At 51.8% G+C, this 12,608-nt stretch carries 13 protein-coding genes; 10 read left to right on the top strand and 3 right to left on the bottom strand.

Translation table 11 applies throughout. The features are described from left to right. The first annotated feature begins 18 nt into the window (after window positions 1-18). The 4 genes from KDX31_09910 (at window position 19) to sixA (ending at window position 3,337) form a co-directional block, all read left to right on the top strand. Window positions 19-1,458: a YdiU family protein gene (locus tag KDX31_09910; GenBank protein UTW01698.1), complete on the top strand. Its 1,440-nt coding sequence runs from the start codon at window positions 19-21 to the stop codon at window positions 1,456-1,458. A gap of 98 nt (window positions 1,459-1,556) precedes the next feature. Beyond that, window positions 1,557-1,784: a hypothetical protein gene (locus KDX31_09905; protein ID UTW01697.1), complete on the top strand. Its 228-nt coding sequence runs from the start codon at window positions 1,557-1,559 to the stop codon at window positions 1,782-1,784. A gap of 72 nt (window positions 1,785-1,856) precedes the next feature. Continuing rightward, on the top strand, window positions 1,857-2,885 hold the full coding sequence (locus KDX31_09900) for an NAD(P)H-dependent glycerol-3-phosphate dehydrogenase (GenBank protein UTW01696.1): 1,029 nt from the start codon (window positions 1,857-1,859) through the stop codon (window positions 2,883-2,885). Beyond that, entirely contained in the window at window positions 2,885-3,337 is a 453-nt protein-coding gene (gene sixA, locus KDX31_09895) for a phosphohistidine phosphatase SixA (GenBank protein ID UTW01695.1), read from the top strand. The genes KDX31_09900 and sixA overlap by 1 nt, the downstream gene beginning before the upstream one ends. On the opposite strand, the gene KDX31_09890 is transcribed toward sixA, so the two are convergent. Further along, complete coding sequence (locus KDX31_09890) at window positions 3,279-5,126, bottom strand: O-antigen ligase C-terminal domain-containing protein (protein UTW01694.1); 1,848 nt, start codon at window positions 5,124-5,126, stop codon at window positions 3,279-3,281. The two genes, sixA and KDX31_09890, sit on opposite strands and share 59 nt — an antisense overlap. Window positions 5,127-5,288: 162 nt before the next feature. Between KDX31_09890 and KDX31_09885 the strand changes: the two genes are divergently transcribed. The 4 genes from KDX31_09885 (at window position 5,289) to KDX31_09870 (ending at window position 9,066) form a co-directional block, all read left to right on the top strand. After that, window positions 5,289-6,143 carry an alpha/beta hydrolase gene (locus KDX31_09885; protein UTW01693.1) on the top strand — a complete coding sequence of 285 codons (855 nt, stop codon included), beginning with the start codon at window positions 5,289-5,291 and terminating at the stop codon, window positions 6,141-6,143. Between the two features lie 28 nt (window positions 6,144-6,171). Beyond that, complete coding sequence (locus KDX31_09880; protein ID UTW01692.1) at window positions 6,172-7,020, top strand: DUF4892 domain-containing protein; 849 nt, start codon at window positions 6,172-6,174, stop codon at window positions 7,018-7,020. Window positions 7,021-7,073: 53 nt separating this feature from the next. Beyond that, window positions 7,074-7,979: a patatin-like phospholipase family protein gene (locus KDX31_09875; GenBank protein UTW01691.1), complete on the top strand. Its 906-nt coding sequence runs from the start codon at window positions 7,074-7,076 to the stop codon at window positions 7,977-7,979. Window positions 7,980-8,154: 175 nt separating this feature from the next. Beyond that, a complete protein-coding gene (locus KDX31_09870; GenBank protein UTW01690.1) occupies window positions 8,155-9,066 on the top strand; it encodes a DMT family transporter in 912 nt (303 codons plus the stop codon). A 97-nt stretch (window positions 9,067-9,163) separates the two neighbouring features. Here KDX31_09870 and folE read toward each other — a convergent pair whose 3' ends face one another. Beyond that, complete coding sequence (gene folE, locus KDX31_09865) at window positions 9,164-9,703, bottom strand: GTP cyclohydrolase I FolE (GenBank protein ID UTW01689.1); 540 nt, start codon at window positions 9,701-9,703, stop codon at window positions 9,164-9,166. Window positions 9,704-9,874: 171 nt separating this feature from the next. Next, window positions 9,875-10,456 (bottom strand): Smr/MutS family protein, encoded by a 582-nt coding sequence (locus tag KDX31_09860; protein UTW01688.1) that lies wholly within the window; start codon window positions 10,454-10,456, stop codon window positions 9,875-9,877. A gap of 79 nt (window positions 10,457-10,535) precedes the next feature. Here KDX31_09860 and prmB point away from each other — a divergent pair, with 79 nt between their 5' ends. Together prmB and aroC are read left to right on the top strand one after the other, a co-directional pair. Beyond that, the gene (gene prmB / locus KDX31_09855; protein ID UTW01687.1) at window positions 10,536-11,453 is read left to right on the top strand and encodes a 50S ribosomal protein L3 N(5)-glutamine methyltransferase; all 918 of its coding nucleotides are present in this window, start codon (window positions 10,536-10,538) and stop codon (window positions 11,451-11,453) included. Between the two features lie 52 nt (window positions 11,454-11,505). After that, window positions 11,506-12,594 (top strand): chorismate synthase, encoded by a 1,089-nt coding sequence (gene aroC, locus KDX31_09850; protein UTW01686.1) that lies wholly within the window; start codon window positions 11,506-11,508, stop codon window positions 12,592-12,594. Window positions 12,595-12,608: the final 14 nt, after the last annotated feature.

The following is a 12,608-nucleotide window of genomic DNA, read 5'->3' as shown; positions in this document are numbered from 1 at the left end:
AGGCTGAAACGGTAACTGATGATGAAGTGGTCTGGACTGGATCAGCTGCAACTCGGTGACCGGTTTGCAGAGTTGCCGGAATCATTTTACTGCAGGGTTCAGCCTCAACCTCTGAAAAATCCGCATCTGGTTGCCTTCAGCACGGATGCGGCCTCGCTTATCGGTCTTGATCCCAGTACGACCCCTCAACAGCTAAGCGAGTACTTTGGGGGGCAGCGGTTGCTCAATGGCAGTGAGCCATTAGCGACGGTGTATTCAGGGCATCAGTTTGGCGGATATACCCCTCAGTTGGGCGATGGCCGGGCGCTTTTACTTGGAGATCTGGCGGGAGGTGATGGGCAGCGCTGGGAACTGCAGCTGAAGGGCAGCGGCAAGACTCCCTTCTCCCGACATGGTGATGGTCGGGCAGCGTTACGCTCGGTCATTCGCGAATATCTCGGCAGCGAAGCGCTGGCTGCACTGGGCGTGCCTACAACCCGGGCATTGTGCATCATTGGCAGTGAAACCCAGATCTACCGTGAGTCGATAGAGTTTGGTGCTTCAATGGTGCGCCTCAGTCCAAGTCATATACGCTTTGGCCATTTTGAATTTTTCTATTACACCCGTCGTCCCGATCAGCTAAGGCAGTTGGCGGACTTTGTTATCCGGCATCATTATCCTCACTGCTCAGAAGCCGCTAACCCCTGTCTTGCAATGTACTCTGAGGTAGTTGAGCGGACTGCCCGGCTGGTCGCTCAATGGCAGGCACTAGGGTTCTGTCATGGCGTTATGAATACCGACAATATGTCTATTCTGGGGCTGACGCTGGATTACGGTCCCTTCGGTTTTCTGGATGAATATCAGCCAGACTATATCAGTAATCGCACCGACGAGCATGGGCGTTACGCCTATCATCAGCAGCCCTCCGTTGCGATGTGGAACTGTGTTTGTCTGGCCCAGAGCCTGACCGGTCTGGTGAAGAAGTCAGACCTGGAGGCGGCACTTAACCGCTTTCAGCCCATTTATGCGGTTGCCTATACCGAGCAGATGAAACGGCGCCTGGGTATCGAGGGCAGGGATGTGCAGGATGGTGCATTGATTGAGGAGTTTATTCAGCTGCTGGAGCAGGCTAAAGCTGATTATAATTTCACTTTCCTGGCGTTGGAGCAAGCGGTCGCAGGAGAGGCTGAAGCTATTACGACTCTGTTGGGAGATAATCAGCGGGTCAGTGACTGGCTTAGTCGTTATCTGGGTCGGATCAATAACAATGCGGCTGATCTGATGCGTCAGTATAACCCCAGGGTTGTGCTGCGTAACTATCTGGCTCAGCAGGTTATTGAACCGGCAGAACAGGGACGTTTTAGTGAGCTGGCTGAGCTGCACTCGGCACTACGGACTCCCTTTTTAGAGGGGGCGAACAGGTATTCTCAGCCGATTCCTGATTGGGGTAAAAATGTATCGCTCAGCTGTTCATCCTGAGTGTGGTTCGTGTCTGGGTTGACGCAATTGCGCCGGTACCGGGCCGTTTGGAATGAAAGGTTTTTGATAATTGCTTTATGAGAAACAAAGAGGATCTCATGGATAAACACAAGACGGGTCGCATCAGTCAGATTCTGGCAATTGTTGTCAGCCTTTTTTTTATTTTTATCGCCGTAAACGGCTATCAGCGAACCGGTGATATTGCCGTGGCAATGCTGTTCGGATTGCTTGCAGTGCTCGGGTATTTTATCGTTAAGCTGCTGTTTCTGGGGGTTAATAAACTGCTGGATTCACTGGATGATAAGCATAATGAGCGCTCAGAGTAGCGATGGTCGGTTTAAGCCAGGCGTGTAAAGCAGTACTCTTCAAGTAAATATATGATAAGTAAGGATTCTCTGATGACAGGCAGGGTAAAAGTTGCGGTGCTGGGTGGTGGCAGTTTTGGTACTGTGATAGCAAATCTGATTGGCAGTAAGGGCGAACAGGTTAACCTGTGGATGCGCAATGCCGAGCGGGCCGAAGAGATTAACCGTACCCACGAAAACAGTCGCTACCTTCCGGGTCGCCAGCTATCGGAAAATCTGTTAGCGACTGCTGATCTGCAGCAGGCGCTGGCGGATGCTGAAATAATATTTGTATCTATCCCCAGTCAGTCGTTTCGGGATGTGATCTGTCAGGCAAAGCCATTTCTACGATCTGATCAGATAGTCGTGAGCACCACCAAAGGGATTGAAGCCAACAGCTTTAGTCTGATGAGTCAGATTCTTGCTGAAGAGTTACCCGATAATCCCATCGGCGTGATCAGTGGACCGAATCTGGCGAAGGAAATCGTGCAGCAGCAGCTCACCGCTACGGTGATCGCCAGTGAGGACGAGCGGGTCCGAACCGCAGTGCAGGAGATTCTTCACTGTGCGTTCTTTCGCGTCTACGCCAGTACCGATATGTACGGTGTCGAGCTGGGAGGTACCCTTAAAAATATCTACGCCATCGCCTCAGGCCTGAGTGCTGCGCTGGGGATGGGGGAAAATACCAAAAGCATGCTGATGACCCGGAGTCTGGCGGAAATGAGCCGCTTTGCCGTACAGCTGGGAGCTAATCCGATGACGTTTCTCGGCTTAGCCGGGGTGGGCGATCTGATTGTCACCTGCTCATCCCCTCTGAGCCGCAATTATCGGGTTGGTTATGCGCTTGGTGAGGGGAAGAGTCTGGAGGACGCTGTGGAGTCGCTGGGGGAGGTTGCTGAGGGTGTTAATACGTTGCGCTATGTTAAGGAGAAGGCGGATGAACTGGAGATCTACATGCCCCTGGTCAGCGGCCTGTATGAGGTGGTATTCAATCATGCGCCAGTATCTCAGGTAGCGAAGATGATGATGCTGAATACTCAGAGTAGCGATGTCGAGTTTGTTCTGCCAAGAGCCGATATCTGATGCGCTTGCTTCTGTTGCGGCACGGTGAAGCAGGTTTTGATGCAACGACCGATGAGCTGCGCAGCCTGACTGCCAATGGTCGCTTGCAGCTGCGACAGATGTTGCTGCAGTACTCATTGGAACTGGCGGGGGTGCAACGTATTCTGCATAGCCCTTATCTCCGAACCTGTCAGACGGCTGAGCTGGTCCGGGACGTCCGGCCGGTTAACTCTGAATCTCTGAATCTGCTGACGCCGGAATCATCACCTAAGGAGGTGGTGGACTGGTTAAGCGTGCAGTCCGATGACAGTCTGCTTCTGGTAACTCACCAGCCGCTGATCGGTTTGCTGGTCTCCCTGTTGTGTGAAGGAAATCTGACCCGCCCGGAACCGATGTTACCGGGCGCTCTGGCGATTATTGAGCTGGAGTTTCCGGCTGCCGGGCTGGGGCAGCTGCAGAGGTTGCTACGCTAGTTGATATACTGGTAGTGGCCGTAGCACTGCTTTCTGCCGCTTGCGGTGTCATTCCTGCCGCTTTTTTTATCAACCGCACACTTTCATTCAATCCTTTATTTTTGGGGTAACGGGCCTGGCCGTCCTCAATGGTTTGCACCGCTTTCTCTTTTTCCCCGATCGCAATATACGCCCGGGAGAGATCTATATAGAGCTGGGGAATCGGGGCGTATTCAATATAGGGCACCGCCCACTGGATAAACTGAGGGGCGAAACGTCCATGCCCGGCGTTCAGTTCGCGTAAAAGCAGCGTGCGCATGAGATACAACTCGGCGGTGTCCTTGAAAAACGGGTTGCTCAAAGCAGGCTTCAGCAGTGCTGGCTCTGTCATGCGGCCCTGTAAAAAACGGATAATGCCGCTGTTGGCCTTCACTGTCTGAAGCATAACCAGCGTCACGCTCAGAAACAGGACGACAGCAGTTATTCCGGTGGTTATCTCGGCGGAACGGCTGAGTGTCAGGGGTGTTGTTTTAGTGCCATGTCGCAACACTAAAAAGATGAGGAATAGCATCAGGAACCAGGGTACGTTACTGATATAGAGGGGTAGCTCTACCTGGGTATGCAAACCAATTGGAATCAGTAGCGCAATATAACTCAGTCCGCGGCGCCAGCCGCACTTGAACGCGGCATAGATGACCGCAATAACGGAGATCAGAATACCCGCTATGGCGATCAGGCCGCCTTCCACCAGCCAGAACATCAGTTCATTATGCGGATGACTGAGACGGTCGGGAGGGAGGTTGGCGTCCGGAAAACGTTTCAGGTAATCCACTTTCTGGTCATGCCAGACTTTTTGAAAACTACCGATGCCGTGCCCGCTGAGGGGCTGCTGTTTAAACACCTCATAGGCTATTGTATAGATATTGATGCGGCTGTTAGAGCCAGCGTTGGCGACACCTTCACTGCTTCTTTTGGAGAGATCACCGAGCTTGGTTGTGCTGCGATCAAGCCCCTGATTGCCCATAAACAATGCGGCAGCGATGGCGATTATTACGGCGAGCATTAATGGTTTACGTCGCAGAAAGCTGCGCCAGTTGCAGATCAGCAGTATCAGAGTTCCGGCGATGGCAGACAGCAGACCGGTACGAGAGCCGGAAAATGCCACAATAAAGCAGCTCAGAAAGATGCTTGTCAGCAGTAACAGAATCACCATTGGCCGCGATTTTAAGGTAAGCGGCCGGCTGAGCAGGAACAATGCTACCATCAACATCGTTGCCTGAAACGATGCATGAATATTGATCTGTTGAAAAATACTGTAGGGGATTTTGTTGCTGGGCGTTATAACCAATGGCAGGATGCCGGGCCAGAGGATTTGCGAAATACCATACAGTCCGTGCGCAATACCTGCGATCAGTATGATGATCAGGCTCCGCTGAATATCTCTGGGCGAGAAACGAAACTGGAACAGGGCGATCACAAACATAAAGCCGCCCAGTATATAGAGCTGGCGGAACAGCCACTCGGTCGGCAGGAAATTTTCCACGATAAAACCGAGAAGAGTCATGCCAAGCGGCAGCGCTGCCATAGCCAGCCATAACGTCGGATAGTTAAACTGTTTGTCTCTCAGCATCAGCAGGGTGGCAGCGGATATCACTAAAACCGCAGCGATCCAGACAGAAATATTGTGTGAAATCGACATCCCTTCGCCACCAAGGTTTGGCTGAAAGAAGAGTGTCGCAGGAATAAACAGAATACCCAGGAGCCACAACCCCGCTTGTTGCGGTTTGATCTGTGATATTTTGTTAGTCATCAAAAGCCTCGGGGTCGGTGATTCATATCAGTCACTGTTTACTTAAAAAATTCGAAACAGTCTGTTTTTAAAAGAGAAAACAGTGCAGATACTACCTTATTTTTGTATCCTGATATATGCCGTGCGAGGACAATCTCGACGGCAAGCAAGGTTTATAAACAGATGAACAAGACTCCGGTTACGGAAGAGCTCAGGTTTGAAGTCAATGGCCACCAGATTGCGGCAAAGTGCTGGGGCGATCGTTGTGCCACTCCGGTGCTGGCACTTCACGGCTGGCTGGATAACGCTGCGACCTTTAATCGTCTGGCGCCACAGCTAAGGGGAATACGGTTGATTGCCCTGGATCTGATGGGGCACGGCTATTCTGACCACCGGCCAGCGTCAATGCCCTATTATATCTGGGATAATGTTATGGATGTGCTCGGCGTGGCTGATCAACTGGGGCTGGAGCAGGTCTCTCTGATTGGTCACTCCATGGGGGCCAGCATCGCATCGCTGATTGCCGGTGCTTTCCCCGAGAGGATCAATAAACTGGTGTTGATCGAGGGTATTGCACCGCTGGTAACCGATCCGCAAGACACTGCAGAGCAGATGGCGGTAGCAATTAAAAAACGTATTCGCCTGCAGGGGCGGGTACAGAAAGCTTATAGTGACTATGAATCAGCGGTTAAAGCCCGCATGAATGGCCGGTGGCCGGTGGATTCAGAGGCTGCCAAATGGTTGGTTGAGAGGGGACTGGAGCAACGCACTGGCGGATACTATTGGCGCAGTGATGCCAATCTGATGCTGCCCTCGGTAATGCGTATGTCAGAACTTCAGGTGGAAAGCTTTCTCAGGCGAGTAGTCGCTGCAACACTGCTTATTCTGGGTGAAAATGGTATACCTCAAAGTGATCGGCGAATCTCTCTTGTGCGTAACATCAGAACAGAACGACTGGCAGGCGGCCATCATCTGCATCTCGAGGAGCAGGCGGCCGGGCTAATTGCTACACTGATTAATGAGTTTAATCTGGATTAACCTAAGTTGAAGAACAAAAGGATTGTTAATGAGGATTCAAGCATTTTTACAGGTATTGTTGATGCTGCTGCTGAGCGGTACTGTTCAGGCTGAGAGTGATGTCAGTGGCAGTAGTGATCCCCGTCAGCTTCCCAGATTTCCGTTAAGCTGGATCGTCGGTTATAACACCCGGGTGGTTCCCGAATACGCCCTCGCGACCGGGCCGATGAGGAAGATTGAAGGGGTTATTTCGCCTGAACTGGATAAACGCATTAAGGGCGAGCTTACCCGTATTACCTACAGAGTTCCGGATATCCATACACCGGATCAGGTGTTCAGTTACTATCTGGAACAACTGAAAAGCATGCAGGCGAAAATTCTTTTCCAATGCAGCAGTCGCCAGTGTGGCAGTAGTAATCAGTGGGCAAACAACTATTTTGAAGTGGCTGAACTCTATGGTCTGGACCGGAGCCAGTTTTTTCTGTCGGCCAGTGCCGGAAATCTGCAGCTGGCCCTGTATACGGTCAAGCGGGGCAACCGGCGGGTCTATGTGCATTTTGATCTGATTGAACCGCTTAAACAGACCGCAGAAAGTGTGGCTGCGGATCTGCAACAACAGGGGTTTAGCTGGCTGAGTGATGCTGAACAGCTGGAGCCTCTGATCGATTTTATGATTAATAATCCACAACAGCAGATTTTAGTTGGGAGTTACAACAGGTCGGAGGGGAGTGCTATCGATGAGCTTCTGGAGCGCAGTAACAATGCCGCTCTGGAGGTTAAGGATCTGTTGATCGAAGCCGGTATTGACGCCGGCCGAATCGATAGCGTTGGCGTTGGGCCGGCACTACCGGTTGCTGATCGGGAGGAAGCTTCAGGGGTGTGGATTCAGTTACGTTGATCCTTGGAGTTGGTGTTATCGCTGTTATTGGGGTTCAGCAAAGGGACTAAACTATGAAAACCACAGTGTCGCTGGTACTGGGGAGCGGGGGAGCCAGAGGGTATAGCCATATCGGTGTTATTGAAGAGCTTAACCGGCGTGGCTATGAAATTATCTGCATCGCGGGCAGCTCTATGGGAGCGTTGGTGGGCGGAATATATGCCGCCGGGCGTCTTGAAGAGTACACCGACTGGGTAACGTCTCTGCGGCGTATTGATGTCTTTAAACTTATGGATCTGACCCTGAGGGGGGAGGGCACGATACGGGGAGAGCGGCTATTAGCCAGGTTACTTGATATCGCCGGTAATCCATTAATACAGGAACTGCCAATAACCTATACGGCAGTTGCCACCGACCTGACACATCAGAAAGAGGTCTGGTTTCAGAAAGGCCTTATGCTGGAGGCAATTCGGGCATCCATCGCCGTGCCGGGTTTTTTTACCCCGGTTATTGAAGAGGATAGGGTGCTGGTTGATGGAGGGGTGTTAAATCCGATCCCTATCATACCCACGGTGGCTGCCCATGCGGATCTGATTATTGCTGTTGATCTGAACGCTGAAGCGCAGCGGCACCGCATTGTGCTCCCTGAAACCCGTTACCTTGATCGCTCCGGATTTAGCGACGAATGGCAAGTTGACAGCAAACATGAGTCCAGGCTGAAAGCTATGAAAAACGGTCTGAAAGATGTATCTGCACATAAAGCTAATGGCCGGATAGATGTTCTGTTTAGCTCTGTTGAGGTGATGCAGGAGTCGCTGGGTAAGTACAAAGTGGCCGGTTATCCCCCCGACCTGTTGATTGGGATCCCCAAGGATACCTGCCGTTTTTATGAGTTCCATCGGGCCAGGGAGATGATAGAGTTAGGGCGTCTTATCGCTGAGGATAGCTTGCGACAGATGGAACAGTCGATGCGTTTATAAAAGGTCAGACGCAGAGTGTATATTCGGAATACGTATATTGAGTCCCTTTCAATAACCACCTATCCAGCGTCTTGTCAGTCGATCATAAAGCTCAATTGCTACCTGAACCCCCGCAGCACCTGAAAGTACCTGAAACACTGTAAACATTTATCTATAGCTTACTACTGAGGTTTATATGCCGTTGTCCCCTGCAGCCCGGGCCGATCTGCTACTGTTACTGGTCACTCTGATTGCTGCGGCAGGATGGATATTTTCTAAGCAGGCCCTGCAGGATTTTCCGCCCCTGCTGTTTATCGGGATACGCTTTCTGCTGGCAGGTTTGCTGCTGATGATTCTGGCATTCAACGATCTGCGCTCATTATTGAAGCAGCAGGTACTGTTTCCTGTCATGCGACTGGGTTTGCTGATGACCTGTGCGCTACTGTGCTGGATTTTGGGTTTAAAACATGGCAGTCACCTGGGTGAAGGCGCTTTTATTACCAGTCTGGGGGTGGTTTTGGTGCCACTGATGGCATGGCTGATATATCGGGAACAGGCGCAATTGAGTACCTGGTTCTCTCTGCCGGTCGCCATTGTCGGATTGATGCTGCTGTCGCTGGAAGGCGGCATCTCTCTGGCCGCGGGTCAGCTCTGGTTTCTTTCTGCTGCACTGCTGTTTTCGGTCCACTTTGTTTTAGTTTCCCGTATGGCGCTGGCGGTGCCTGCACTGGTTCTTACCGCAGTACAGCTGTTGATTGTTGGTATCGGTGGTATTGTTGTTTCTGCGTTTGTTGAGGTCTGGCCTGATTCGGTCAGCAACGCAGCGCTGGGCTGGTTATTCTCCAGCGCGTTTATCGCTACCAGTTTGCGTTTTGCACTGCAAACCTATGCTCAGAGTCTGGCCCCGGCCAGTCATGTTGCGCTTATTATGACTCTGGAGCCCGTTTGGGCCGCGTTGCTGGCGGGGATAATTTATGGTGAGGAGATGAGTTCCCTGCAGCTGGGAGGCTGCAGCCTGATCTTTACAGCGATGCTGGTGAGTCGCTGGCGATGGTTAAAACCACTGATGTTTGCCGTGCGCTACCGAACGCTCAGGTCTCAACGCTGAAGTAATAAAAAAGGGATCCCTGAACGGATCCCTTTATATTTTTATTTATAGCTGCGGTAGGCATGAGCCGCTTCCGCAGTCTGATCTGCGGTAGTGATCAGTTGATCAGCGAAAGGAACTCGCCGCGGGTTGACTGGCTCTTGCGGAATGAACCCAGCATCATTGAGGTCTTCATGCTGCTGTTCTGCTTTTCAACACCGCGCATCATCATACACATATGCTGTGCTTCGATAACCACGCCAACACCGTCAGCACCGGTTGCTTGCATGATGGCATCGGCGATCTGTTTGGTCATATTTTCCTGAATCTGCAGGCGGCGGGCGAACATATCCACTATCCGGGCAATCTTGGACAACCCGATGACCTGCCCATTGGGGATGTAACCCACATGGCATTTACCAATAAAGGGCAGCATATGGTGCTCACACATCGAGTACAGCTCGATATCCTTTACGATGACCATTTCGCTGTTCTCAGTGGGGAAGAGGGCACCATTGATTACCTCTTCCAGGTTTTGCTCATAGCCACGGGTGAGAAACTGCATCGCTTTCGCTGCGCGTTTGGGGGTGTCGATCAGGCCTTCACGGGTGAGATCTTCACCCAGCTGTTCGATTATGCTGGCAAATTCTTTTTCCATTACAGTGTGTAATCCTGTTTTGGCCTGTCAGATTCTCTGTCAGATATAACCGGGAATCGTGTCAGAATCGCAGTTTTGTGACAGAGCCGTTAAAAAATTGTGCTAACTTACGTGATTAGCACACAGAGGTAAAGTGTGCAGGCAAAGATTTAAGCGTTTAATCTGCGATTATTATTTCGCCCGTTTCAGCAACACATAGAGCGCGCCAGTTCCGCCATCTTTCGGTTGAGCTGAGGAGAAAGCGATTACCTGCTCCATCTGCCTCAGCCAGTCATTTACATAAGACTTCATCAATGCGTGCTGGCTTTCTACGCTGTTCGATTTGCCGTGGATCACCATCACACAACGTAGTTGGCGAAGACTGCATTCGCGAATAAAGCTGCTGAGCTCGGTACGGGCATCGTCAATGATATAACCGTGCAGGTCGAGACCCGCGTCCCAGGGGATATGCCCCTGCTTCAGACGTTTCATTAGTTTCAGCTGAACCCCGGGAGTGGCATAGATCAGCTCATCCTCCGTTTCAACCAGATTAATGACCTCTGAGCTGAGGCCGTCAACGATACTCTCTTCGTCCTGAACGGCCATTTGCCGTTTATAGCGGGTGGTCTCATCATTGGCCAGTTTAAGTTTTTTCGGGTGTCCGCGCAGGTCTGCCCGGTCATTTTTAATCCGGGTAACCCCCGTCATGGCTGAGGAAAAATCAATTTCAGTATTATCAGGGTGTTCGTTATCAGGCAGATCGTTATCAGACATAGCGTTCGCAAACATTATTCATTAACATACACGGCCTGCAATAAAGCAGGCACCAACTCGACGAATTATCCATCCATACATGACCATCAATCAAGCACAGACACTGAAAGAGCTGCATACGATACGTGATTTTATCCGTTTCAGCATGAGCAGCTTCTACCAACACGACCTCTATTTTGGCCACGGAACCGATAATCCATGGGATGAGGCGGTTCAGCTGGTGCTGGGTGCGCTGCATCTGCCCTGGAATAGTCATCCTGAACTACTGGATGCCCGGCTCACCGGCGACGAGAAGCTGCGGGTGCTGGACTTTCTCGAGCAACGGGTGATGCAGCGCCGGCCACTGCCCTACATTATAGGGGAAGCCTGGTATGCGGGTATGCCTTTTTATGTCGATGAGCGGGTGCTGATTCCCCGTTCACCGATTCAGGAACTGATAGAGCTGCATTTCAGTCCGTGGCTGAGGGACGGGCCGGTGGAACGGATTCTGGATCTCTGTACCGGTAGCGGTTGTATTGGTATTGTCTGCGCCTATGCGTTTGAGGAGGCCGAAGTCGATCTGGCGGACATCTCAGGGGATGCACTGGAAGTGGCCCGCCGTAATATTATCCGCCATGAGCTTGATGACCGGGTGACGGCTATTGAGAGTGATCTGTTCAGCAACCTGAAGGGGCGCCGCTATGATCTGATTGTCAGCAATCCACCGTATGTAGATAGTGCGGATCTTGCGGCTATGCCGCAGGAGTACCAGCATGAGCCCGATCTGGCGCTGGGATCTGGGCCTGATGGTCTTGATATTACCAGACAGATACTGCGACAGGCTGAACAGTTCCTGACAGAGGATGGTCTGCTGGTGATTGAGGTTGGTAATAGCGAAGTCCACCTGCAACAACAGTATCCTCAGATACCGTTTACCTGGTTGGAGCTGGCGCAGGGCGGCAACGGGGTATTCCTGCTGACGGCTGACGAGGTTCGACAGTATTGCAGCGCTGTGTGAGCGACTAGGATATAATTCACTAAATTTTTTGCTTTAAGATCGGGAACAGACGATGTCAGGAAACACCTACGGTAAGCTTTTCACTGTCACTACTTTCGGCGAGAGCCATGGTCCGGCGCTGGGCTGTATCATCGATGGTTGTCCTCCGGGCATTGAACTGACTGAAGCTGATTTGCAGCGCGATCTGGATCGCCGTAAACCAGGGACCTCACGACACACCACCCAGCGGCGTGAAGCCGATGAGGTAAAGATCCTCTCCGGCGTGTTTGAGGGCAAAACGACCGGAACCCCCATTGGTCTGCTGATTGAAAATACCGATCAGCGTTCCAAGGACTACTCCAATATCGCCGAGACATTCCGTCCGGCACACGCGGATTACGTCTACACCCATAAATATGGTTTCCGTGATTATCGTGGCGGCGGTCGCTCATCGGCCCGGGAAACCGCGATGCGGGTGGCAGCTGGCGCGGTGGCTAAAAAGTATCTGGCGCAGAAAGGCGTTGAAGTACGGGGTTATCTTTCACAGCTGGGGCCAATTAAGATTGAGGGGTTTGACTGGGATCAGGTCGATCAGAATCCGTTTTTTTGTCCGGATGCCGGTAAAGTGGCAGAGATGGAAACTTATATGGATGCCCTGCGTAAAGAGGGGAATTCTATCGGCGCAAAAATCTCTGTTTCCGCGACCGGGGTGCAAGTAGGACTGGGGGAGCCGATATTTGATCGTCTGGACGCTGATCTGGCCCATGCACTGATGAGTATTAACGCAGTTAAGGGCGTTGAGATCGGTGATGGTTTCGCCTGTGTTGAACAGAAGGGAACCGAGCATCGCGATGAGATGACCCCGGAGGGGTTTCTCTCCAACCATGCGGGTGGCATTCTCGGTGGTATCTCCACGGGTCAGGAGATCACCGCGCATATCGCCTTAAAGCCTACTTCCAGTCTGCGTCTGCCGGGACAGAGCATCAATAGCCGGGGGGAAGCGATCGAGGTGGTGACACAGGGGCGTCATGATCCCTGTGTGGGGATTCGCGCGACGCCGATTGCCGAAGCGATGATGGCGATTGTGCTGATGGATCACCTGCTGCGTCACCGGGCACAAAATGCCGATGTGGTGTGTGAAACTCCGGTGTTAAAAGGTTAAAATTACGCTTTTCT

It is taken from the genome of Amphritea atlantica, assembly GCA_024397875.1.
Classification (GTDB): Bacteria; Pseudomonadota; Gammaproteobacteria; order Pseudomonadales; family Balneatricaceae; genus Amphritea; species Amphritea atlantica_B.
The sequence above is the reverse complement of the archived record's forward strand: the minus strand, read 5'-3'. Positions and strand labels throughout refer to the sequence as shown.

Coding starts and splice junctions, on each gene's coding strand:
- KDX31_09875 (UTW01691.1), top strand. CDS start 7,074: ATGAAAACCACAGTGTCGCTGGTACTGGGGAGCGGGGGAGCCAGAGGG.
- aroC (UTW01686.1), top strand. CDS start 11,506: ATGTCAGGAAACACCTACGGTAAGCTTTTCACTGTCACTACTTTCGGC.
- folE (UTW01689.1), bottom strand. CDS start 9,703: ATGGAAAAAGAATTTGCCAGCATAATCGAACAGCTGGGTGAAGATCTC.
- KDX31_09905 (UTW01697.1), top strand. CDS start 1,557: ATGGATAAACACAAGACGGGTCGCATCAGTCAGATTCTGGCAATTGTT.
- sixA (UTW01695.1), top strand. CDS start 2,885: ATGCGCTTGCTTCTGTTGCGGCACGGTGAAGCAGGTTTTGATGCAACG.
- prmB (UTW01687.1), top strand. CDS start 10,536: ATGACCATCAATCAAGCACAGACACTGAAAGAGCTGCATACGATACGT.
- KDX31_09880 (UTW01692.1), top strand. CDS start 6,172: ATGAGGATTCAAGCATTTTTACAGGTATTGTTGATGCTGCTGCTGAGC.
- KDX31_09910 (UTW01698.1), top strand. CDS start 19: ATGATGAAGTGGTCTGGACTGGATCAGCTGCAACTCGGTGACCGGTTT.
- KDX31_09900 (UTW01696.1), top strand. CDS start 1,857: ATGACAGGCAGGGTAAAAGTTGCGGTGCTGGGTGGTGGCAGTTTTGGT.
- KDX31_09860 (UTW01688.1), bottom strand. CDS start 10,456: ATGTCTGATAACGATCTGCCTGATAACGAACACCCTGATAATACTGAA.
- KDX31_09885 (UTW01693.1), top strand. CDS start 5,289: ATGAACAAGACTCCGGTTACGGAAGAGCTCAGGTTTGAAGTCAATGGC.
- KDX31_09870 (UTW01690.1), top strand. CDS start 8,155: ATGCCGTTGTCCCCTGCAGCCCGGGCCGATCTGCTACTGTTACTGGTC.
- KDX31_09890 (UTW01694.1), bottom strand. CDS start 5,126: ATGACTAACAAAATATCACAGATCAAACCGCAACAAGCGGGGTTGTGG.